The 26,205-nt window shown below is 69.6% G+C and carries 5 protein-coding genes; all 5 read left to right on the plus strand.

What is annotated here, in order from left to right:
* The first annotated feature begins 82 nt into the window (after positions 1–82).
* Positions 83–2,059 carry a hypothetical protein gene (locus ACQP1O_RS04190; protein ID WP_433564572.1) on the plus strand — a complete coding sequence of 659 codons (1,977 nt, stop codon included), beginning with the start codon at positions 83–85 and terminating at the stop codon, positions 2,057–2,059.
* Positions 2,056–2,850, plus strand: a complete 795-nt coding sequence (locus ACQP1O_RS04195) for an ESX secretion-associated protein EspG (RefSeq protein WP_433564573.1) — start codon at positions 2,056–2,058, stop codon at positions 2,848–2,850. The genes ACQP1O_RS04190 and ACQP1O_RS04195 overlap by 4 nt, the downstream gene beginning before the upstream one ends.
* Positions 2,851–2,956: 106 nt before the next feature.
* On the plus strand, positions 2,957–3,283 hold the full coding sequence (locus ACQP1O_RS04200; protein ID WP_433564574.1) for a hypothetical protein: 327 nt from the start codon (positions 2,957–2,959) through the stop codon (positions 3,281–3,283).
* On the plus strand, positions 3,280–3,777 hold the full coding sequence (locus ACQP1O_RS04205) for a YbaB/EbfC family nucleoid-associated protein (protein WP_433564575.1): 498 nt from the start codon (positions 3,280–3,282) through the stop codon (positions 3,775–3,777). Before ACQP1O_RS04200 ends, ACQP1O_RS04205 begins: the two co-directional genes overlap by 4 nt.
* Positions 3,778–3,806: 29 nt before the next feature.
* On the plus strand, positions 3,807–26,138 hold the full coding sequence (locus ACQP1O_RS04210) for a hypothetical protein (protein ID WP_433564576.1): 22,332 nt from the start codon (positions 3,807–3,809) through the stop codon (positions 26,136–26,138).
* Positions 26,139–26,205: the final 67 nt, after the last annotated feature.

Below are 26,205 nucleotides of genomic sequence, written 5' to 3' on the forward strand. Positions count from 1 at the left end.
CCTTGTGCGCCACTGGGAGTTCACAGCAGTAGGCTGTGCTGGCATCTTCAGCTGGCAACGGGCGGAGCGACAGTAGTTAGCGATGGCACCTGATAACAAAGACAAATACAAGGACAAGGACCAGACGGCCTGGCCGACGCTGAAAGACCAGGCGAATTCCGGTCACCTGGAATTCGAGCCGGGCGCGGCGGAGCAGGGAGCGCAGGCCGCGGCGACTCTGGTGGGCGATCTGCTGTACTACCAGCAGATCATCGACGGTCATCTCACCGATATCGGCCCGATCGGCGATCAGGAGTCGGGCAAGACGCTGGCCACGTATCTCGGTGCGATCGGCACGCACATGTCGGATGCGCTCACCACGCATATCGCCATCCTGCGGGACATGATCGACACGTTCAATCAGGCGGGGCGGAACTACGTCAACACCGACCACATGTCGGCGGACAACCTGCGGTACCTGCACACCTCGGCGCCGGACACCGCCACCAACCTGAACATCGACATCCCGAACAAGAAGTCGCCCGACAGTTACGACGATTCGGCCGACGACAGCTACCCGGACAGCCTGAAGAATTACAAGGGCGGCAAGGAGTCCTACTCCGTACGTCCGGAGCCCAAAGACACCAGGAGCTGGGAGCAGCTGTACAACCTCGGGCAGGATATGAAGCCCGATCCGTACAACAACGCCTATGAGCTCTACAAGCTGCTGAAGACCAAGGTCGACGGCAGCCTCACCGACTTCGACAACAAGGTCCAGGCGCTGCAGAGCAAGTGGCGCAGTGATGGCGCGAGCGCCGCGCAAGCCGCGGTGACGAGCTATTGCAACAGCATTCAGCCGCTGCTCGACACCATGGACAACGCGTCCCAGGTCATGCGGTACACCAACCGCTGGATGATCCAGACCGCGGCGGCCATGCCGTACGAGGGTCCGCATCAGCCGTGGAGTTGTGACAAGCAGGGCGAGCTGGACCGTTACCGCGGCTATTACCAAGACCACTACGTCGACGGCATGAACCACACAGTGCAGTCGACCCCTTCGGTTCCCGTTCCGGCGCCGGTCGACAAGCCCAAGCCGAATCCCAACCCCAATCCGAACCCCAACCCCAACCCCAACCCCAATCCGAACCCGAATCCCAACCCTAATCCGAACCCGAACCCCAATCCGAACGCCAACCCCAATCCGAACCCTGGTGGCGGCACGCCGAATTCCGGTGGTGGTACCCCGAACGCCGGTGGCGGCACTCCGAACGCCGGTGGTGGCACTCCGGCCCCGAACCCCAAGATTCCTCCGCTCAAGGACGTCAAGGATCCGAACCCCAACGGTTCCAACCCGAACGGCAGCAATCCGAACGGCACGAACCCGAACGGCTCGAATCCCAACGGTTCCAACCCGAACGGTTCCAACCAGAGCTTCCCGAATCAGTCACAGCCGCAGAACACCTCGACCGGCGGCAGCTCCGGCGGTTCGGATATGTCGTCGCTCACCAGCCTGCTGAGTTCGCTGGTCAGCGGTGCGAGCACCGGCATTTCGACGCTGGCCCAGCAGCTGCCGTCCATCCTGCAGGCGCTGGACTCGATGCACTCCACCGATCTGTCGACATTGGCGACCGCGCTGGGCGTGCCCGAGGACAAGCTGACGACCGCGTTCACCGCGATCGAGCAGGACCCGTCGAAGGTGACGCAGCTGTCGCAACTGCTGGGCCTGTCGGGGACCACCCCGCAGACGCCGACACCGACCGCCGGATTGCCGGGCGACACCACGCCGCTGGGCGCGGTGACCACGCCCCACTCGGGTCTGGCGAACGAGATTCCCGCAGCCGCCGTGACCAATTCGCCCTTGGCCGGTCTGACCAACCTGTTCGGCGGAGCTTCGGGCCCGGGTGCCGGTCTGGAGCCGCTGGTGGGTGTCGTGGCCGCGCCGTCGGACTCGGCCGCGCCGATCGCGACCGGGATCGCGACCGCCGGGGCGGAACCCGAGGCGGAACACGTCGACTTCATCCGGGGTCTCGGGCAGACCATCGAGGGCGTCGTCGAAGGGAACCCGGTGGTCGAGGCATGACCTGGGAGTTCACCGACCTCGAGTTCAGGGTCCTGTGCAATCTGTACCGGCAGGGCGCGATCCCGTCGCCGCTGGTGTACACGAGCCGGACCATGGATCCCGACGTCTACGACCGTGAGCTGTTGGCGGCCCAGGAGGACCTCGACCGGCGACTCGATACGCAGTTCCGCGCGGTGTTCGAAGCCGTCTGCAACCCGGAGGTTTTCGTTGGTGTGCACGGCTGGCACGACGCGGATATCGACAATCCGGCAAAGCATCTGGTGGTGCACGGGGCGCGGCGCGGCCGCCGCGCCTGCATGCTGATCCAGAAGCCCGGCGAGACGACGATGCACAGCGGCGGCGTCACGATGATCGAGTGCGACCCGGAGGACTTGTCGGCATTGCTGGTGGCGCAGCTCCCCGAGGTCGAGCCCGGCCAGTCGACCGCGATCCCGATCGCCACCGAGCCCGCGCCGCCGGATCCCTATGAGGCGCCGCGTGCTTCGGCCTTCGACACCTTCGAGGAATCCGTCGACACCCGCAGTCTGCGTTTCTTCTCGACTCCGGCCGACCAGACCGGGGCCATGCAGATTCTGCAGGGCCGCTCCAAATACGGACCCCGAGGTGTCGCGGTCTCCACCCTGGTGTGGCGGGATCTGCCCGGTGACGGCCGCTATCTGATCGATCTCGATCCGGAGGTGAAGTCCGCTGTCGGCGTGGACAATCGCCGGTTCATCGAGCACCTCGACGGTGTCATCGCGCAGATTCTGATGCACATGGAGGCTCGCGGGGAACAGCAGGAATTCGTCTGATCGACGCGGGGGACACGACGCTGACGCGGCCGTGTCCCCCGGATCACCACTCTCCGTTCAACTTCCGGCAACTGACTGGTTGCCGGGAGCTGAAAGGGTCCTCGTCATGAGTGGTCGGTTGGAGTCCTACCGGGACTTGTTGATGAAGGCCTCCGAGAAGACCGGTGAAGTCCGCGACGGCATCAACGGCGTGGTGAACACCTTCACCGCTCAGGCCGACGCGCTCGGCACGCCGTGGGGCAACGACTCGCTCGGCAATCAGTTCGCGAATGGCGATCAGGGCTATCTGGCCAGCAAGAAGAACATCCTCGAGGGCGCGACCAACATGGCGGGCACGTTCGCGAATTTCTCCAAGTCGCAAAAGGATTCGGCCGACGAGCTGGAGCGCACCGAAGAGGCCAACCGCGAAGGCTTCCAGCAGGCCGCGCAATGAGCAACGAGCGTCAGAAGGCCGAGCTGGCCGAGATCCTCGACGGCTTCGGTGAGCAGATGCGCCTCATCACCCGGCTGCAGCGCGAGCGTGCGGCGCTGACCGCGTCGGTCACGGTGCGCAAGCGGGTGACGGTCACGGTGAACGCCGACGGCACAGTGATCGAGACCAGATTCTCTTCCGACATCGAGGATCTCGACTATTCGGAGATCGCCCGGGCGGTCACCGAGGCCGCGCAGCAGGCAGCCGCCGAGGTGGCCCGTCGCGGCCGCGACATCATGGCTCCGGTGTCGCAGAACCGGAAGCGGCTGCCCACCCTCGCCGACCTGGTGCCCGGCATGCCCGACCTGAGCAAGGAGCTCGCGATTCCGGAACCGCCGGTGGTGTCCACCGCGCCGCCCAAATCGCCGCAGCGCCTGGATGGTTATCGCGAAGGGGATGCGAATACCGATGTGGCACAGTCGCGGCGGGGCGGGGCCACCGATTCCGGATGGTGATACAACCGCGCCGGGCGAGGTAGCCGACCATGGCTCTCGAACTGCCCTCGGAACTCGAATGGCTGGGCTGGATCGTCGGTGTCGAATGGCCCGAGGGCAACGAAGACCAGATGTGGGACCTGGCTACCTACTGGAAGAACGCGGCCGGCGGCCTGCGTGACCAGGTCTCGGGTATGGACGCGGCCAAGTCCGCCACGCTGGCCGCGTATGTCGACGGTGACGGCCGGGACCAGATGGCCAAGCAGTTCGACCTGATGGCCGGTGCCGGCGGGAAACAGGACGGCAATACCTCCATCCTGGATCTGGCGGGCTTCTTCGATCAGCTGGGTGATTCGGTGCACGACACCGGAACCGAGATCGAATCGACCAAGCTGATGTTCTACTCGTCGCTGGCCATACTGGCGTTCGAGATGGCGGCGGCCTGGGTCTTCCCGCCCACCGCCCCGGCCGTGGAGGCGGCGGCGCAGGCGGCCACCCGCATAGCCGTGCGCATCATCGGCAGGGAGGCGGTCGAGCGCATCGCCGAATACGTCGGCAAGCTGGTGGGCTCGTCGCTGGCGAAATTCATGCTGCGGCATTTCGTGATGGACGCCGGGCTGGGCGTGCTCCAGGAAGTGGGCATCGAGGGCTACCAGATCGCGGCCGGGCACCGTAGTGGCCTGGACTGGGGCAAGATCGGCGTCACCGCCGTCAGTTCGGCCGCGGGCGGCATCGCTGGCGGCAAGGTTGGCAAGGCGCTGGGCGAGCACTTCGAGGGCTCGGCCATGAACCACTATCTGAGCGCGGCCATCACCGGCACGAGCGCCGGATTGGCCGGTGCGGGAGCGGGATTCCTGGCCGGTACCGGGGCGCAGTTCGGCCTCGACGCGTACCAGCACGGTTGGGGCGACGCCTTCAAGAACATGGGCAACGCCTTCACGAATTTCGATCCGCGCATGCTGACCGCGGGCGTCGCCAACGGTGGTCTTTCCGGTCTGAATCACACGGCGTCTCATCAGTTCTGGGAACCACGGGTGGCGCGCATGCGGGCGGGAGTGCCCGACAATTTCAATGTCGGTTTCCGCCCCGATGCGGGCAGCACCGGCGACTTCGCCGGAAACTCCCATAGCGGCGGTGACCAGGGCGGCTATGGTCATGTCGGCGGCGATGACGGCGGCGGACCCCGGACCCATGCCGCCGGATTCGCGGGTGACACACACGATTCCGACGCGCGCCCCACCGGCGACGGCAGTACGGCGCGCCCCGAGGGTGGCGATTCGAATGGCAACGGCGGCTATGGCGCCTCCGACTCCCGCGCACCCGCGGATCGCGGCACGACAGAGGATCCGGGCGCGGCGACCGGCGGTGACCACGGCGGCCAGTCCCATGCCCCGTCGGACACCGGGTCCGTGGCGCACACGCCCGCCGATTCCGGCGCGCAGTCGCAGGTGCATGCTCATGAAAGTTCCAGCGGCACTATGGAATCCGGTGTCCAGGCGGGAAGTCGTGAGACACCCGCGCCGACGTCGGCCGCCACCAGTCCCGGCAATACGGGGATGGCTCCCGCCTCCGGAACCGACCCGGTCACGGGCGGCGGTCGGGTAGGCGAGACCGCTCCGGCGGGTGGAGGCAACTCGGCCGCGCAGTCGGCCGCACCCAGCACCGACTCCCGAACCGCACCGGGTTCCGCATCCGGCGGCAATTCGGTGTCACCCGACAACGGCGGGCGCGGCTCCGGGAGCACCTCCGAGGCCACCCCAGGGGACTCGAGCGCCACCGCCGCCACCGCGGATTCCGGTGCGGCTCCCCCGCCCGCGGATTCACGCGCCGGGGACGCCGGGAACTCCCACGGTCTGTCCCCGCAGAGCGCCCCGGCCGGACCGGCCGTCTCGCACGATGCGGGCGCGTCCCCGGCCGCCGCGTCGGGAACGGTCGCCGAACACGCGGATTCCCCGATCGCCGCTTCCGCCAGCGGAACTCAGGTTCCGGGCAGCCCGGCCCTGGCTGCCTCTGCTTCCGCCGTGGCCGCTCCCCAGCACGGAACGGCGACTCCCGAGCCGCGCGCGGTCTCGGAGACATCCCGTCCGACCGCCGAGGTCCGCCCGACCGGCGAGGCGCGTCCGGCGGGTGCCCGTGTGGGCGATGCCGCCGGGGCGCGCGCCGATGCCCCGCGCACCGACGGGTCTCGCCCGGATACGACCCGCCCCCAAGGAGCGGATGCCCGCCCGGCTACGGGAGCCCAGGCCCGCCCAGCCGCCCCCGAGACCGGGCGTGTGCCCGAGCACGCCGCCTCGGAGGACAGCGCGACCGTGCGCCCCGGCCTGGAAGAGCCTGTCGCGCAGCAGGAACCCCGCGCCCCCGAGGCACTGCTCCCTGAGACGGAACACCCGCTCGCTCCCGAGCCCACCGATCCGCTCGCAACCGAACAGCGCCCGGAGGCAAGTGGTACCGATTCGCCTCCGGTGTCGGATGACCGTGTGGAACAGCCGGATTCTCGCGCCCACTCCGAGGAACCCCGCGAGTCGGCCGTCGGCGACGAACCCGCCTCCCGGGCAGGTCTGGAGCCAGAACGCGAGCGCGCCACCGCTCGCTCGGATTCCGATCACCCGGTGGAACAGCGGGATTCGCGCGATTCCGATGCGCCCCGGGAGACGGAACCGCACCCGGACACCACGCCGGAACGCGACGGAGCCCTGGACCATGCGGACGAGGCCCGCGATCCCGCTGCGACGCGCACCCACGACGGACGCGAGGGCACCGAGCCCACCGCGCAGCGTGACGAATCCGGCACGCACCGAGATGATTCCGCACTGTCGCACGATGATTCCATCCCGTCGCACGACGATTCGGTGGCTCAACACGACGACCCCACGCCGCGCGCCGACGACTCGGTGCCGCAGCGTGAGGAATCCGCAGCGCGTACCGATGATCCGTCCCCGAGCGAGTCCGATCCTCGGTCGCGGCAGGATGATCCGCAGTCGCGCCAGGGCGATCCGCAGTCGCATGTGGATTCGCAGCCGCGTGATGGTTCCGCCGATCGCCCGGCGTCCCCGGCGGGTGCGAACCACCCCGATTCCGAGCGTCCGCATTCCGCCGGGGAGCGGCCGGAACCTGGTGCGGCACAGCGGAATGGGGAGGTGCACGACGGCACCCGGTCGAAGGACGAACACGACCCGGCCGACCCGGACGCGGGACTGCTGGTCGCGCCGATTCCCCTCGGCGATCACCCGGTCGGACGTGCGCCGGAGCATCGGGCTGCCGGGGTTGATCGGCCGCACGCGAGCACCGGAGCCGATCGCGCGCCCGAACGGTCCGTCACCACCGAACGCCCGGCCGATCGGCGCGATGGTGCGCCCAAGCGCGGGGATGGCGCCACGGCGCATCCGGGCACGCTCGCCGAGCCTTCGGAAGTTCCTGCCTCGCATCATGACCCGGAATCGGAACCGGCCCGTGGCCCGGAGAACCCGAATCGCGGGCGCTGCGCCGAACTCTCCCTGCGCCTGCTGCGGATGATCACGGGTAACGACTCGATCCGGGTACCGGATCGCGCGGTCGGCCCGGAGGGCATGTCCGTATCGGAGGTCGTGGCGGCGGCGGGCGGCAAGCTGCGCACCTACGACGACCACGATGCCATCGCCGCCCGACTGCTCGAACTGGGCCCGGGCTCCTCCGCGCTGGTCATCGACCGCTACGCCGGTCCCGCCGACGAGCACGGTGTCGGCGCGCACGGCTACGTATTGATCAATGACGGCGGCGAGGTGAAGGTCCTCGACCCCGGGGCCGGTCGCGAACACGGCTTCCCGCCCGATGTGCCTCGCGAGACCCAGGCCACCCACGCCATCCTCTTCGAACCCGCCGAAAAGGGCGGCGCGGCCGTCGATCCGCTCAATGCCAGAACCCGCGCGGGCCTGGATCCGGTGCACTTCGGTCACCACGCCACGCCCGAACAGGAGACCGCCGAGTCCGAGGAAGCCACCGCCGACGCGATCCCGCCCGAACTGCGAACCGAGTCGACCCCGGCGCCCGAGCCGGTCCGGGCCTCGGACGATCAGCGGAGTCCGGATGATCGGTCGTCACGTCCGGAAGGGGAGTCGCGCCCAGCGGACCCGCCAAGCGAACAGGGCCGGTCGCGTCCTGATGAGCAGCCGCGTGATGAGAACGAGTCGCGTTCGGAACAGACCCTGCGTGATGAGAACGAGTCGCGTTCGGAACAGACCCCGCGTGATGAGAACGAGTCGCGTTCGGAACAGACCCCGCGCGAGGAGAACGAGCCGCGTTCCGAGGAGGCCCCGCGCGAAGAGGATCAGCCGCGTCCGGATGGTCAGCCTCAGCCGGGCGAGTCTCGTGAGGGGCAGCCGGCGGCCGACGATCATCCGGATGCCCGGCAGCCCAGCGAAGTTCGGTCGGACGAGCGGCCTTCCGCTGAGGAACCCGACGATCCGCGGCGTTCCGAGCCGGATCGGGCGACCGCACCGGTATCGCCGGAGGACACCGGTGGCGAGGTAGCCCCGCGGGAGGAAACGCGGTCCTCCGGAAGCGCCGACCTCGAGTCGGCCGGCGTGGATGAGCCGTCCCGTGGAACGGCTGCGGCGGACCGCTCCGACGCTGGCACCGAGCGCGCACCGCAGGTGGATCGTCCCGGCGGGCCGGGCGATGAGCACACGCAGTCGGTCGCTCCGAACGAGTCAGTGCCCGTGCATGATTCGCAGCGCGCACCCGGCCACACCGAAGAGCGCGTGGAGTCGGAGGCCCGAGTCGCCGATTCGCGCGCAGGTGGCGAGCCTCCGGCGCACAGCGGCGACCGGCACGAGCAAACGCCCACCGCGCGGCACGACGCCGCTCACGAGGCGACGGACGCCGAGAGGCACAAGCCGGAATGGGCCTTGCAGATCGATGACGAGTGGTCCGGCCTGAACGCTGAGCAGATTGCCGAGAAGCTCGAACAGCGCTGGGACATAGACGTTTTCGGATTCGACTCCGATCTTCATCCCGAGGTCCTGCGCGAGTTCGCGCGCGCCGTCGACGCCATGTTCGAGAAGTATCCCGCCACCAATGTGCGTTCGGTCGGGATCGGGGATCTGCCGGACAAGGTCTACGCGCGGTCGACACCGGAGAAGAGTCCCAAGGTCGGCTGGTACGCCGAGAAGATCGTTCTCAACGAGCGGTACGCACGCGATCCGGCGGAGGCGCACCGACTGGCCATGCGGGACGAGGCTTCCGGCCATGACGTGCGTGGCTCGGGCACCCGTCCGATCTACGCGACGATCATGCACGAATTCGCGCATGCGATGGACTGGACCGGCCAGGGTAAAGCCCGCAACGGCATGATGGACGCGCTTGCGAGGCATTATGTGGCCGAGAACGGCAATATCGTCGGGTTCCGGCGTTGGCTCGAGCAGAGCCTCTCGGGCTACAGCTTCGACGGTCGAGACCCCCTCAACAAGCGCATCGACAAGGTCGAAGCCCTGGCCGAGGCCTTCCAGGACGTCGAACTCAACGGCGAAAACGCCAGTCCGGCCGCCAAGGTCATCCACCAGGTCCTCGTCGACGCCCTGGCCGAACACGCCGCCCAGCACCCCGCCGAAGGCGGCCCCCGCACCCGCATCGAGCCCCCGCCCGTTCCCACCCACGACCCGGGCGCCAACAGCGCATCGAACACCCACGATCACGAAAACCTCGGAGCCCCAGCGGAATCGCCCACCCCGACGGGCACCCGTGACCGCGAGGAACCGCAGCCCGCAGCCTCCCTGCCGGGCGAGCACCCCGCCCCCGACCATTCGCCGTCGCCGCAGCGCGACACGGCCATCCCAGCCGATGAGGAATCGCGGCCGCCCTCGGATACAGCCGAGCCCACCACGAACGATGTTGCGCCAGCAGCACACGATCCGGCGACCGCAACCGATCCCGCGGTCCTCCACGAGCCGGGTCCGACCCGTGAGCCGGATGTTGTACGTGATCCGGCAAGTGATGCGCGGGAATCCGAGCCGTCCGCGCAGCCGGAGAAGACGGTGGACGCCGCAACCGATCCCGCGGCCATCCACGAGCGCGGTCCGGCCCGTGAGCCGGATGCTGTGCGTGACCCGGCGAGGGACCCGCGGGAGTCCGAGCCGTCCACGAAGCCGGAGAAGGCGGTGGACGACGAGCCGACCGGCACGACGCACACGGCGGAGCGTGACGGGGAATCGTCCGTCGCAGATCGTCCGGATGCGGAGCGGCCCAGAGAGATTCGGGCTGATGAACTTCCCTCGGTCGAGGTCGAGCCGAGGCAGGGGGAGTCGGAGGCCGCCCGCGAAACCGTGCGCGCTCCGCACGATTCGGAGCCGACCGAAAGGCCGCAGCGGGCAGAGGAAGATTCGCCCGAGAGCAGCGGTGTTCGAGAGCCGTCCGAAGCGGCGGAGCGTCCGGTTGCCGAGGCGGCCCGCGGCTCGGATGCCGCTCGGCCGGACGGCGAGCGGCCAGAGCAGCGTGGCTCCGACGAGGCGCGGCCGGAGCGGGCGCGTCCCGGGAGCGAGCGTCCCCTGGAAACCGAGCAGCCCAGGGATTCTCGCTTCGGCAGGCGGTCCGAGGAGCCCGGCGGCGAGCACACGTCACAGCCGCATGAGGGCGAGCCTGCGTCCGGCAGGGAACAACGCCCGACCGGGTACGACGACGGAAAGCCCATTCCCCCACCGGAATCGGAGCGGGGTCCGCGGGTGCCGAAGGAGGAGTACCTCGCGGCTTCTGCCAAGGAGCGGCAGACCATCAACCTCCCGCTGGACGAATGGTCGTCGAAATCACCGTCGGAGGTGGCCGAAGAGCTCGGCGAACGTTGGGGTCTGGAGGTCACCGGATTCGACGACGCGACGGTCGATCCGCATGTCGCGCGGGAATTCGCGCGTGCCGTCGACGACATGATGCGGCGTTATCCGGCCGTCCGGAATTTGAAGCGCATCTCGATCGAGGAGATGGCGGACAACAACGTCTACGCCTACTGCGAGCGCACGATCCCGAGGCGCTTCGAAGGCGGGCCGCGGAAGCTGGAGGCCGACGCGATCGTATTGAACGCGCACTACGCGCACGATTACGCCCTGCTGCGGAAGGCGATCGGCATCGAGGTGAAGGCGGGCGTCACACCGCGAGGCGCCTCCAGACGCCCCGTGCACGCGGTGATCGTGCACGAGCTCGCGCACGCGATGGACGTCGAGGCCACACCGGCCGGGGCGATCCGGAATCGGCCGTCCAGGAGTGCGCTGCGGGTCCTGCGGGACTACTTCGAGGCGACTCGACCCGACCTGGGTCGCAAGGAGTTCCGCGCTGCCTTCCAGGATTGGCTGGATCAGCTCAGCGGGTACAGCCGCGGCGGGACCGAGCGCGTGGGCGTGGGCCCCAAGTACAAGTTCGACGGCGGCGAGGCGATGGCCGAGGCGCTGCAGGAGGTCGAGTACAACGGCGAACGGGCGTCCGAACCGGCAAAGGTCCTGTACTGGCACCTGATGGACAGCATGGCGGAGCACGCGCGCATCGACGCCTCCTATCACATGCCGCCCGAAGCGATTTCGAGGCCGACCGGCCCGAACTCGGTGGAGGAGCACGCTCCGGCCGCCCGCCGCGCCGCCGCACCACCGAAGGTCGAGATCGCCGGCGATGATTCGCAGGTCGGCGGCACACGGCCGGAAGCGATTCCGTCGAACCTGGCGGACGATTCGAATAGCCTTGGTGCACAAGATGAGTCGGCTCCGGTCGAGCCGCAGGGCCGCCACGGCGAAACCGAAGCTGCTGCCGAGCCGGGCAAGCCCGACGGCGGCGACGAGGGCAACCCGCGCGCCCGCGATCAGAAGGCCGGTGACCAGGACGAATCCGGTGATGCCCGGCGGAACGAGACCGAGGGTGCCGACCGAGTCGAGCCCGAGAGCGACTACCCCGCCGAACCGGCCGCCAGTGGCGCCGGAGGCGAGGAACCCCCGGGCCCGGGCAACAAGGCCGCCCCCGGTCCAGAGCCCGAGCCGAACAGCGGTGACCACGAGACGCCCGCAGGCAATGGCGAGCAGCCCGAAACCTCCGGTACGGCATCTGAGCCGGACGAGCGCAGCCCTTGGCTACGGCGCGAGGAGGCGGTCCAAGCCGACTGGAATGCCGAGATGGCGGACCAGCGCGCGAAGTGGCTGCGCGGTGTGGCCGATTCGCTGCCGGAGGGCAGCGCCGACCGCGCCCGGTACGAAGCGCGAGCTTCCGAAGCGGAGGCCGAAGCCTCCGCGGCCAAGACCACCGCGGATCAGATGTGGGACAGCGCCGGTGGCCGACCGGACGAGCCGGTCACCTTCAACGACCCGAATCCGACCGAGCCTGGCCCGAATCCGACCGAGCCGGGCCAGGGTCCGGGCTCGACCGTCGAGGCCACGCTGCCGGATAGCCGCCTGCACACCGACACCCTCGTCGATCCGGTCTTCCCCGAGGCCCGTACCCAGGAATTGCTCATCCCCGCGGCGGAGCCGATACATCCCGCCGATCCGGTGGACGCCTCCTCGGCCCTGCACGCGGTGGCCGACTACCTGGGCCGGTCCGAAGCCCCGCCCAGCCTTCGTGAGCACACGCCCGCCGAACAGGCGTACGCGAAGGGCCTGATGGACGCCCTCGGCATGGAGGAATTCATCGGTCAGCAGCGGGATCCGCTGGCCGCCATTCGGGACGTGGCCGAGAATGCCCGCGCCCGTGGTGCTTTCGGTGATCCGTCGGGTGATCGCCCGCCGCGCGCACTGCGCCCGGAAGAATTCGGCCGGCTGTCGGACGAGGAGCGCTTCCTTCCGAAACCGGTGGAACGCCCCGCGGGGGAGACGCCCCCCGAGCTGCCGCTCGAGCCGTGGGCAGCAACGAATCACGGTCCCGCCGAGGGCGAACCGCGCGCTTACACACTGCCGGAATTGCGCCAGGAGCTGGCCGACCGCCTGGGCCTGCGGCCCGAGGACCTCACTCCGGAACACCTGTCCGAGCTGGCCGGTGAACTCCAGTACCGAAACCTGTTGCGCGCCGGCGCGATCGAGGCGCTCGCCGATGCGATGCACCTGCGCGATCGAGCGGCCACGCCCGAAGGGCGTGAGGTCTTCGGAAAGATCCGCGACGAGTGGGCGCGCTTGCTCGGCGTCGATCCCGAACACCTGGCCCGCGATCCCGAGGGTGTCCTCACCGGTCTGCGCGACGAAACCCTGCGTCGCGCGAGCGATGTCGCGGACCTGATGGCCGCGACCTTCCACCAGCCGGACCCGGCGGCCGGTCCGCGGCTGGTCCTCGAGGCCGATGGCCACCGCGTGCATGTCGAGGTCACCGCGGGCCCGGATGGAACGCACGGGCTCCGGGTCGTCGATCGCCCGAACGTGGCGTTCGAGTCGAAACCCGTTGCCCCGGAACAGAAAGTCGGATTGCTCCGGCGGGCCTGGCGCTCGTTCAAGGGCTACGAGGGCCAGTACCCCAAGTACATGTCGGGCTACGAACACGGTGACGGTGAGGGACAGGCCAAGGTCATCCGGGGCGTCGCCCACATGTTCGGCCACGACTTCCCCCTCGAAGAGGAGGCGAATCCGCACGAGCATGTCGCCCCGGGACACAAACCCCACACGATCGAGGTCCTGGGGGAGGCTCCCATCGCCCGCGCCATCAAGGAGGGCGCCACCATCTGGAAGGCGCGGGAGCGGATGCCGTTCCTGAAGCGCTGGACCAGCCGCGTCGCGGATGTCTCCGCGGATGTCGTCCCCATGCGCGGCCGCCGCGGCGGCGAATACGAACCCTGGTTCTCCGAGGCCGATCCCAACCTCCGCGCCGAGATCGAGCACAGCCTGCGCCTGGGCGGGATGAAGACCGAAGCGGACTACCTCCGAGAAGGTCGACAAGGGCAGACGCAGGAGCTTCCAGCCGGATCGTATGCCCCGGAACTGCCGGCTCCGCCGGAACACCATTGGGCTTCGAACCTGCCCGAACCCGTGGCGCACGCGATCGACGCCCGCGACGCCGCGCTGCGCGAGCTGGCGCGGGTGGCCGCCGCCCACGGATACGAGCTCTCCGAGGCGACTCCGGAGCAGCTGCGCCGTGTCATCACCGACGAGGCGTACAAGCTGCTCCGTCGCGCCGCCGCGCTCGAGGCCCTGAACCACGTCGCGCACGAGTTCAACGAGGTGGAGGCGCGGGTCCCCAGGCGTCCGGTCGCCCACAATGACAAGAATCCGCTGGGCCGCTTCGTGCGTGAGGTCCACGCGGTCCAGGAACTGGAGCGCCGACAGGCACAGGCCGACCGCAAGCGGGAGAAATACGGTGCCGCACAGGAGGATCCGTCGGAGCGGTTCCAGCCGAAGAAGCCCCGCAACACCTTCCTCGACGCCGTGGGCACCAATAACAACGGCGAGTGGGCGAACCACTTCGAGGATGCGGACGAAGGGTTCCGGCAGAGCGAACGGGGAGATCTGTTCCGTGACGCTCTGCTGCGCGACCAGCTCGCCGAGGAGCGATCGAACTGGGCTCAGCTGCTCGGTATCGACCTGGAGGAACTCGGTCCGGATCGCGGTGGACTCGATCGCACCATTGCCGAGCACCGGATGGCGGTGCGCGACGCCCGTGACCATCTGAACGAATTGTCCGCCGCGGTGGAGCATTTCATCCAGCTGGACGAAGCGTCGAAGCAGCAGGGCCGAGACCTGATCGACGGCGCGGCGCACGATTGGATGGACGCCAATGGTGGCGCCATGCTCGAGCCCGGAATCGGGGTGCGTCCGGGCGAGCACGCCGGCGACCCGAACCGTCTGGTCGTGATCAGCGGCGACGATGACCACCACGCCCGGCTGGCCGAGGCCCTCGCCAAGTATCCGCGACTGGCCGACATGCTCAATCGCGGTGACCTGCACTTGGATTACCGCACTGTCGGCATGAACGACGACGGCGTGCTCCACGTCGTCGACGAAGCCACACCGCGGGTCCGCTTCTCGAATCTGGAGCCCGGCGGTGACGGCGCCCCAGTGCTCATGCTGCGTGACGGCCACGGTCCCTGGGAGGTCGTCCAGCCCGAAAGCCGGTCCGCCACACCGGAGCCCGAGACGCCCGCCCGGAGCGAAACCCCGAGTGCACCACGCGATCCGGATGTGGTGCGCGCCGAACGCAATGCGGTCGCTGCCCGTCTCGAGGGCGCCACCCACATGGATCTGGGCGAGCACCTCGACGAGACTATCGCCGCCCTGCGCCAGGACAATATGCTGCGGGCCGCCCAGATCGAGGGCATGGCCGACTACATTCGCAGCAGCGACGCCATCGAGAACTTCCACGAGCTGAGCGACAAGCTCGGCGATCTGGGCCACGTGCTGGGCATCGACCCCGAGCACATGTCGCCGCAACGCGTCGCCGAGGCGATCACCGACCCGAAAACTGCGAAGGCGCGTCGCACACAGGCCATCGGCGATCTGCTGGACTACGCGAAACAGCTGGGCAAGACCAAGGGGCCGGAGGTCGTCGCCGCCCGGGACCGGCTCGCGCGGCGGCTCGGCGTCGAGCCGGAGGACCTGCACGGATCGAAGTACCAGAAGAGCGACGACAAGCGGAGGATCACCGGCTACGGGCCGGAGGCCGGCAGCACCAGCAAGCCCGCGATGGTGCGCGCCATCAACAATGCGCTGGGCCGCGAAGGGGAGCGCGCGCACGTGGCCGCGGCGCTCGCCGAGTACGCGCGCGCACTCGGAGCCGTCGACCCATACCATCCGGACCTGCGTTTCGACCCGCGTTTCGACCCGCGCGCGGCCGACGGCGTACTGCCGATCCACACCGACTCCGCGACCGCGCTGCTGCACAGCCTGTTGAGCGAAACCGTCGGCGAGCGACCGCTTTCCGGCAATCCGTCACAGGCCACCGGCGTCTGGTCGCACCTGCTCGGCACCGATGTCCACGACGTCGACCGCATGGTCGAGTCGTATCGCCAGCAGCTGCCGGGCCTGCACGACCGGATGTCGCCGGAGCAGATGAGACAGGCCTTGGGCTCGCTGCCGGAGCACGCCACGCTCGAGCGGCTCAGGGAGCGCAAGCTCACGTCGGAGGAGCTGAACGCGGTCCGGGCGTCCTTCGACGAATACATGGCGGGGATGGCGTCCGATCAACGCCCGCTGTCGATCGGCGATTACGTCGAACTGATCCAGGGCGTCAGGGACGCCCGGTTCGCCGAGGTCTACGAGGTCTACCGCGACGGCAAGATCGAGGAGCACGAGCGCCCCAAGGCGGAAAAGTTCAAGCAGATGCTCGACGAGATGCGCGCCGAGGTCCGCGCCCGCGAGGCGGATATCGACGAGCTGCAGCGACTGGCCGCCGAACACTACGCGCTCACCTCGACACCGGAAACACAAGCGCCACATCGGAGTCCGCTCGAGGAGGCAGGCGATCTGGTCGAAGCCAGGAAGGCCCGCGACCTGGCCCTCGAACAGCGCGACGCCGCCCTGAGCCACCTGGACTCCGGCTCGGACCGCCCCCTGAGCGCGAGCGATCTGACTCCCGGACGACTGCCCGGCACCCTCGAGTACCTGGCCACCCGTACCACTGAGGACGGTCATGCGCTCAACTCCCAGCAGCGCATCGACGAGCTGTCCCGCGCGGCCACCGAATTCAATGACGCGCAGGCCCGCGTCGACGGCCAGGAGGCGCGAGTGCGCGCGTCCATCGAGGCCGCGGCGGGCCCCGGCGACACACCGGCCGATGTATGGCGTCGCGAAGTCGACAGTGCCGGAGCCGATGTGGTCGCCGAGGCGGCCGCCACTCCGGGGCGCTGGCCCGAGGATCGGGATCAGATCGTCGGGCAGCTGGACCGGATCTCGCGCGGACTGCCGGAGAGCGGTGCGGAGCTCACCCACGAACTCGACCCCCTCCGCGAGGCCGTGCAGCGGTACCAGACCGCACTGGACTTTCAGGGCGCGGTGCGTCCCGAGCCGATCGAGTCGGTGCGCGCGGGGGAGTCGCCGCAGCAGCAGGCCGAGCGCGAACTGAACTACGCCCGCCAGGACGCCGACATCACCAAGCTGGCCGTGGAGTCGGCGCGGGCGGGTCTCCCGGTCACCGAGGCCGACCTCACCCGCGACTGGATCGACCGGACCCGAAGGGAACTCGGTGACATCCCGGGCGACCAGCTCACCCCCGAACAGCGCAGCCTGCTCCGCCTCGCCGACGTCGCCGAACACCATCTCGACGTTGCGGACCGTGCGTCCCGCTGGCAGACCCAGCTCGACCACCTCGCCGCCGACGCCCGTCATGCCGCCGACACTCCACAGGCCGCCGCGGCGCGCGCCGTCGACAATGCCCGCGCCGACCTGAGTGCCGCGATCGAGAACGTGCGCCGCCAGCTGGGCGTGCACATCGACGAAACCGCGCTCACCCGAGCCAATCTCGCCGACACCATCGCGGACCTGTCGAACCGCACCATCATCACCGCCCCGGGCGAGGACCCGCTTGTAGCCATGGCCGCGGCCGAACACCTGCGGGCCGCCGCCGAAAAACTGCACACCGCGGAAGATTTCGCCGACTGGGTCGACCGCCATCTCACCGACCACGACCCCGGCGAGGACCCCCGCGGCGACTCCGGGAACGATTCCGGCACCGGCTCCGGCGACGGTTCGGACCCTTCGAAGCCCGGCGGCCCCGGCGGCAAGCCCACCTCCGACGACTCCGGAACCGGCGCAACCGATCCCGGCGAGCAGGCCCGCCAGAGCGGCGCGGGCAAGGGCGGCGACGACGGCGGCGACGGCTCGTCCAAACCCCCGACCGGTTCCGACGACCCTGACGGTTCCGGCGATCCCAACCGCGGCAAGCCGGGCGACAACTCGACCAACGCGAACGAGGGCAAGGACTCCAACGCAGGTGTGGACCCGACTGCGGCGACAGATTCCACTGCGGGTAGCTACCCAGACGCGGGCAATGATCCCAATGCGGGTGTGGATCCCAGTGGGGGACCGGTGGTTTCGGGTCCGGGCGGAGCCTGGGAACCTGTCGGTCCGAGCAGGGTGCACGTGCCCGCGGATCCGGCCGTCGCCACCGAGATCCGCGAAACCATCCAGCGGGCGCACGACGCCCGCGACCGGGCCGAGAATGTCGAGCGACCCAGGCTGGACGCGCTGGCGCGGGAGTTCGGCGTCGACCCGACCGGTCGAGACATTCGCGACCTGGAGCGCACCCTCAATGCCGCCTTCGACGCCGAGGACGCCCGCATCGCCGAGGTGAAGAACCGGACCGGCGTGACGAAGTCTCAGATGGTGTCCTACTTCGGCGAAGTGAAGGCCGCGGACCTGCGTTCGGGCGAGGTGGCCGCCGCCCGCGCCGCCGCCCTGCGCACCTTCGCCGACTACCACGCCAGACTCCAGGGCGTCCCCGGCGATTTCGTCCGCGCACACCAGCTCGCGTCCCGAGATGTGCTGGACGCGACCACCGATCGCCCCCTCAACGACAATGTCGGCCTGGTCTACGACCCGCCCGGAGTCATGGTCGTCACCCACCTCGACGACCCCTACACGATCCTCGACGAAACCAACCGTGCAACCCTCCAGCAGCAGGGCCGCACCGTCACCTACCACCGCATCGAGGTAGACCCCGACGGCACAATCCACCTCCAGGAGGTCCGTCCCCCGAGCGATCCCGGGTCACCCGACCCGGCCGCAAGCGATCCCGGCGGCTCCGGCGGCGACCCCGGATCAGCGAACCCGGCTGGTCCGGGTGCCAAGGTCCCCGGCGACAACGGCTCCGGCACAGAGAAATCCGGCTCCACCGAGCCAGAATCCGGTGGCGCGGGCGGAAAATCCGGGTCTGGCGGCAAGGGCTCCGGCGGCGGCACCGACGACCCCGCCGCTGGCCCGGGCACCCCCAACCCGGACGACGACCCAACCTCCGAACTTCCATCCCCACCGGACCGCCCGACTGCCGAGCTCCCGCCGTCGCCGGAGCGCCCGACAGCTGAGTTGCCGTCGGAGCCCGCCGAGGCCCCAACCGTTGAGGTGCCGCCGCATTCGTCCGGCGATCCGACTGTTGAGGTACCCCCGCACTCGTCCGGTGACCCGACCGTGGAGTTGCTGCCGGATCCGGGCGACCCGACGGTTGAAGTGACGCCGTCGGAGCGCCCGACTGCTGAGCTTCCGCCGCTGCCGGAGCGCTCGACAGTCGAGTTGCCGTCAGAGTCCTCCGAGGCTCGGACCGTGGAGGTGCCACCGCATTCGTCGGGCGACCCGACCGTGGAGTTGCCGCCGCCGGGGTCCGGGGATCCGACGTTTGAGTTGGCGCCGCCTTCGTCCGAGGCGGCGACGGTTGAGGTTGCGTCGACGGCGGAGGATGAGCCGCTGTCGGTGAATCCGGCTGTTGTGTCGCCTACTTTGAAGGCGGTTGCGGAGTTTTTGGCGGATGCGCCGCTCGAGGAGCATGCGCGTCAGCGGACGCCTGAGGAGCTCGCCTATCTGGCGCGTCTGGCCGATGGGCTGGGTATGGTGGAGCCGTTGTCGCAGCGGCCGGACGCGCTGGCCACGCTGCGAGAGTTGGCCGAGATGGCCAGGGCGCGAGGGTTTTTCGGCGATCCGGAAACCGGTGCCGATCCGGCGTCGATGCGCGATTCCGGCGACTTCCGCCCGCTCGCCACCGATGAGCGCTACGGCGGCGAGGAGTACTGGCGCTCCGAGGTCGATCCACGCGAGCTGCGGGCCATCGAGGCAGAGTTCCGGGACCTGGGAATCGCCGACCGCCTGCAGCGGGCCGAGGCGGAGGAGGCCGCCGCTCGACAGGCATTGGAGCAGAACGCGTCTCACCCCACGGGACCGGCGCGGGATCTTCCGCTCGAACCATGGTCGGATTCCACTCACCCGGCGGGCACCCCGCCGCGCGCCATGACGCTCGAGGAGCTGCGTCAGGACATCGCCACCCGTCTGGGCTTGTCGGACGCCGACCTCACCCGGCAGCGCCTACCGGAGGCCGCGGGCGAGCTGCAATACCGGAACATGTTGCGCGCCGGTGCGATCGAGGCCCTCGATGACGCGGCTACCCGTCACGACGCGGCGACCGATCCGCAGCACCGCGCACAGCTCGCGGAGGTGCGCGACGAGTGGGCGCGCCTGCTCGGCGTCGATACCGACCGTCTCGCGCCGGAGCGCCGGGCCGCGACCCTGGCCGAGCTGCGCGACGAAACTGTCCGCCGCGCAAACGATATCGCGGATCTGATGGCCGCCACCTTCCACGACGCCGATCCGTCCGCTCCGCAGCGACTGGTCCTCGAGGTCGACGGCCATCGTGTCCACGCTACGGTCCGCACCGACGCCGACGGCGTGCGCCACCTGGAACCGGCCACCCGCCCACCCCTGCCCGGGGACCGTCTCCCGGCCGAGCGGCCCAAGGTCCGCCCGCCGTTCGTGCGCCGCCTGTGGGACATGGTGCGCAGCGGATTCAAGGGCCAGTACCCGAAGTACGCCTCGGGTTCGGGTATCGACGGCACCGGCCAGAAGCAGATCATCCACGAGGTCGGCGGCTGGCTGCACAACCATTTCCTCGAACACGTCGAAGTCAACCCGTCGCGCCTCGGCAAGGAGCTCGCCACCTTCTGGAAGGCGCGCGAGGATCTGCCGTTCGTCAACCACCTCACCGCGCGGGTGCCGGAGGTGGCCTCCGAACTGGTGCCCATGCGCACCCGCGACGGCGGCGAGTACGAACCCTGGTACAGCGAGGTGGATCCCGCCACCCGGGCGCGTATGGCGGCGGAGCTGGAGTTCGCGGGCATCGATCCTGGCGAGCCGGAACCCGTCGGACAGCACACGCCTCTCGATCCGATCACCGGCCCCGCCGCGGTCGCCCAGCGCGAGCCGCTGCCGGAGCTGCCCACCGGTGCCGACCCCGCCTCCGGACACGCCGGGGCACAACCGGATCCGGCGACCTCATCTCACCAGCCCGACCCGCCGGTATCGCGCGACGCCTTGCCCAAGGCCCTCGCAGACGGCCTCGACGTCCGGGATGCGGCCTTGCGCGAGGTCCTGAAACAGGCCGCGCGCCAAGGCATCGACGTGCGCACGGCCGATCCGGAGACGCTGCGCCGCCTGGTCGACGAGACGAAATACGTGATGCTGCGCCGAGCCGGAGCGGTGGAGGCGCTGTTCGACGCCGCCCAGCGCTACAACGCCGAAGACGCCCGCATCCCCTACAGCCGCGACATCAACTACTTCGACAAGGATCCACTGGGCCGCTTCCTGCGCGAGCTGGTGCACAGCGATCCGACCCGCCGGGACTGGGCGGTTTCGCGCCTGGCTCGGAAGCTCGGGCTGTTCGACAAGGACGCCCCGCTGTTCACCGCCCTCGAATGGGACGCCAGCCCCAATGGCGGCGAGCCCGCCCTGCATTTCGACGACCTTTCGCCCGAGGAACTGCTGACCCGCAAGGAGGGCGTGCTCTTCACCCAGGGCCTGGACCGCGACCAGGTCCGCGAGGAGCGGGGCAACTGGGCCCAGCTGCTGGGTGTCGGCCTCGACGAGCTGACCCCGGAACGCCTGCCGCACACTGTGTCCGAATTGCGCATGGCGGTGCGCGAGCACGCCGACCAGATCGCCGATCTCGGCCGCGCCGTCGATGAATACGTGCGCGCCGACTCCGAACTGCGCGCCACGGCGAACGATATCGCCGACGATGCGGCCCGCATCTGGACCGACGAGCACGGCGGTGCGCCACTCGATCGCGGAGTGTCCGTACTGCCGGGTGATCCGCCCCGCCTGACGGTGATCAGGGCCGATGGCGCGCACGAGCGGGCGCTGGCCGAATACCTCGCCGACCACCCGGAGATCGGACGTCAGCTCAATGACGGTCGTCTACGACTGGACTTCCGGACCGTCAGGATGGACGAGCAGGGGCAGACGCACGTCGTCGCGGAACACACTCCCGAGGCACGCTTCCACGAGCCCGAGGTCGGTGGCGAGACCATTCCCACCACCACGGTGCGCGACCATCCGGCGGGCCCGTGGCGGGTCGTCGACCATCCGCCCGCCGACCTGGCCCCGCCCGCCGACCTGGCCCCGCCCGCCGCGCCCGAGCAGACTCGTTCGCCGGACGAATTGCACACGGCACGTGATGAACTGGCCGCCAAGCTGGGCGTCGATCTGGACAGTCTCGCACCCGACAAACTGGCCGACACCATCAAGGCCCTGCAACACGACAACGCACTGCACGCCGCGCAGATCGAGGGCATCCGCGACTTCATGCGCAGCAGTGACGACATCGAGTCGTTCAACGATCTGAACGCCGCCCTGCAGCAGTTGGCGCACCGTCTCGATCTGGAGCCCGCCGAACTGACCCCGGAGAGCTTGGCGCGGGCCCTGACCGATCCCGGCCTGCGCAATGTGCGGCGACTGCAGGCGGTCGAGGATCTGGTCCGCTACGCGAAGTCGGTGCGCGGCGTGGACGAACGGGCGGCGCTGGCCGCGCGCGATCGCCTGGCGGAGCGTCTCGGTGTCCCGCGCGGGAAGTTGCTTGCCGGCAAATACAACAAGACCGCCGACCGGTTCGAGCCCGATGCGAAGAGCATCGCCCCCAAGGCCCTGCTGCGCGCGATCAACGACATGCAGCACCGTTCGCTGGAGCAGCCGAAACTGGTCGACGCACTGGCCGAATACGCGCGCACGCTCAGCGGCATCGACCCCTATCACAACGATCTGCGCTTCGACCCGAGTACTGATCCCAGGGTGGCGGAGGGCGAGCTGCCCATCAACGATCCGGCCGCCCCCGCCCTGCTGCGCGGCTTCGATCCCGAATTGATGGGTGAGCCACCCCGTTTGGACGATCCCTCCTGGGTTGATTCCGCGTGGGCTCGGCTCCAGGGCCTGGAACTCGGCGACGATCCGGCGCGTCTGGCGAAGGCATACGAGGCCTACCGCGACGGCAAGATCGAGAAGTTCGAGCGTCCCGACGATGCCCAAACCCGCGCTGCTGTCGAGGAATTGCGCGCCGAGGTCCGCGAGCGGGCCGCCGATATCGAGGCGCTGCGCCGGCTCGCGCACGAATACAACGAAACGACCGCTCCGTCCCGGACGCCGCCGCAGCCGCTGCGCCCGATGCGGGCCGCGCGCGAACTCCACAGTGCGCGTGCGGAGTTCGAGCACGCACGCAACGCCCGCGACTACGCACTGTCGCGGATCACCCACCCCGACGAGCACCCGCCGCATCTCGAGGGCGCTCCGGGCCGCAGGATCGACGCCGCGGACCTGACCCCGCAGCGGCTGCCCGCCACGATCGAGCATCTCCGGCAGCTGCCCATGCTCGATGCCATGCGCCCCCACCATGAGGCCAGGGTCGCCGAACTGCGTGCTGCGGCAGAGCATTACCACGAGGCCGAGCACGGTCTTCGTGCGGCCGAGCACGAGCTCGACCGGTCGCTCATGGCCGGTGCCCGGCCGGGTGAGGTCCCGGTGGACACCCTGCGCCGGGCACTCGATCAGGCCCTCCGTGAGCGCGATAGCGCGACCCGGGGTGTGCGGGTCGATCCCGCCGACCTGACGCCCGAGCGCTATCACGACGCCCTCGCCGAGGCGGCGCAGCACGCCCGCACCCCGGAGGAACAGGCGACGGCCACGCCGCTCATCCAGCGTCTGCACGACGCGACCGTGCGAGTGCATCAGATCGAGGAACTCATTGCCGGTCATGAGGCCGAGGCGCGGGCGCACGCCAGGTCCGCCGAGACGCCCCTGGATACCGCTCGCCGGGAATCGACCGCGGCGCAGCGGGAACTCCGCGCGGCCCAGACCGACCGGGCCGCGGTCGCGGTCGCCCCGAAGCCGACCGATCCGGCCGCGGCCGCCGCACACGACGACGGCCTGCGCGCCGCCGCAGACCGGGTCGATCAGGCCCGAGCCGCCGCCGACCGCTGGTCCACCGAGCTGAAGCGACTGTGGGCCGCCCACGTCCGCGCCGAGATCACTCCGCACGAGGCGGCCGAATCGGCCCGCGACGACGCCCGCGCCGCCCTGCGGCAGGCCATTGCCGATTTCCACGCCGCGACCGGTCTGCGCGTCGCCGAGTCCGATCTCACCCCCGAGGCCATCGATCCGACGATCGAGTACCTGCAGGGCAAGACGGTGCTGGCGAACGGCCCCGGCAGCGCCACCGCCTTCGAAGATCTCCGCCACGCGGCCGAACACTCCCACCAGGCCGACGCCCTGGCCCAGTGGGTCGACGACAACCTCCCGCACCCCGGCAACCCGGAAGCCGACCCCGGCGACCCGAATTCGAACCCGAACGGCCCCGATTCCGACGCGGGCGGCCCGGCCCCGGGCCACAACCCGAAGCCCGCCACCGACACCGGCGACGCCGCCAAGCCCACCACCGACCCCGATTCCGTTGTCACCCAGGTCATCACCACCAAAGTCCCTGCCGAACACGCCACCGCACCCGGGAACACGCCGCCGCCCAAGACTTCCGACGGATCCGAGGACGGATCCCTTCCGGTCGCGGAATCCGCTTCGGCGACGGCCGATGTGGAGAAGTCGGCGAGCGGTGACGAGAAGGACGCCGACGAGTCGAGGGGGGTAGAGGCCGGGAAGGTACTGCCGCCCAGGGCTTCTGATAGATCCGAGGATGAATCCGTCCTGGTCGCGGAATCCGCCTCGGCGACGGCGGGTGTGGAGAAGCCGGCGAGCGGTGACGGGGGTGATCCCGGCGAGCCGAGCGCCATGAATGCCGGGAAGATGCTGCCGCCCAGGATTTCCGGGGACGTGGGGAATGGTGCTGTCCCATCGGCCGAGTTCGGTTCGGGTGTGGGTGGAGAGGCAGGTGGGCAGAAGCCGGGCTCTGGCAGCGATGGCGCCGACTCCGCAGATCCCTCGAATCGCGGGGACGAACAGAGCGGCATGGAGGCCGCCAAGACGCTGCCGCCTAAGGTGTCCGGGGACGTGGGGAATGGTGCTGTCCCATCGGCCGAGTTCGGTTCGGGTGCGGGTGGAGAGGCAGGTGGGCAGAAGCCGGAATCCGGCAACGATGGCGCCGACCCCGGTGACTCCTCGGGTCGCGGGGGCGAACCGGATTCGTCGCGGTCGGGGCCGAATTGGGAGCATGTGCGGTCGCATTTGCCAAAGGTGCCTCGGGACTTCCATCCGGAGTTCCCGCAGTACACGCCGCAGCCGTCACAGGAGGCGGCGCCGTGGACGCTGCCGCCGGATGCGAATCCGCCACAGCCACCGGCACCGCCGAATCCACCGCAGCCGCCGAATCCGCTGCCGCCCGGTGGACCGGGCGGGCAGCCGTACCCTGGTGGGCCCGGAATGCCAGGCGGGGCGATGCCGGGTCAGCCGTACCTGCCGCAGCCACCACACATGCCGCAGCCACCACACATGCCGCAGCCACCACACATGCCGCAGCCACCACACATGCCGCAGCCGCCGCACCTGCCACAGCCCCCGGTGATACCGCCCCATGGGCAGACGCCGCCAGGTGGTTCGTATCCGGTTGTGCCGACGCCGCCTGACCCCGGCTGGCCGGGCGGTCAGCTGCCGCCGAACGGCCAACAGCCGCCGTGGGGTTCGTGGCCCGGTTCACAGCAGCCGGGCGGTTCCCCACAGTGGCCCAACGGGTCCCCGCAATGGCCCGGCTCGCCCGACGGGCAGAATCCCGGCTACCCGGGATCGCCCGGACAGAACCCTGGCTACCCGGGCTCGCCCGACGGGCGGGATCCCGGCTATCCGGGCTCGCCGTCGACGCCGGGCGGGACGCTGGGCCCGCACGCACCCGGTGGGCCCAATGGCTCCGCGCCCCATGGTCCGCACGGTGCGCCTGGCTGGAATGCCATGCCGGACAACAATCCGTCCGGCGGCTACGGCCAGAACGGTGTCGGCGCCAACGGCAATGGCGCCAACGGTAATGGCGCGAACGGCGCGCCCGGAGCCTCGGGTGGATTCCCGGGTGGCCCGATGGGCGGCGCGCCCGGCGGCCAGCAGCCGGGCGCGTCCAATGGCGGCCGCTCGCGCGGTGGCAACCGTTTCCCGCGAGCGTCGGGTCCGGCGTCCTCGGGCTCCGGGGTCTACCTGCGCTCGCATTCCGGTTTCGGTGAGTTCGCCATGCTGAACCCGCTGACCGGTGAGCTGAACTCGGCCCCGGTCGGCGCGGGTTCGCTGGCCGGCGTCTACGACGATATGGACGGCTTGCGGGTGATCTTCTACCGCGATCCCCAGTCGGGGCTGGTGCTGCGGGTCGGCGATCAGGCCATAGAGGTGGACCGGATGGGCGCTGACGTGTACTGGGAGCGCACTCAGCAGGGCTTCAACCGCCTGCTGGTCGGTGTGGGCGGCACTCAGCAGTGCGAGGTGCGCTATCGCACCGTCCCACAGGACGCCGATCTGGGTCTGCTGATTCGCGATGTGCTTTCCGATCCCCAGCGGCGGGCGGGCATCTTCGGGTGATCCGTGGCCGAGTTCGCCGATTCTTACGGTTCCCGCAACCGCGCGGTCGATCGGAATATGTGATGCT

This window comes from Nocardia sp. CA-151230 (assembly GCF_050942175.1).
GTDB lineage: Bacteria > Actinomycetota > Actinomycetes > Mycobacteriales > Mycobacteriaceae > Nocardia.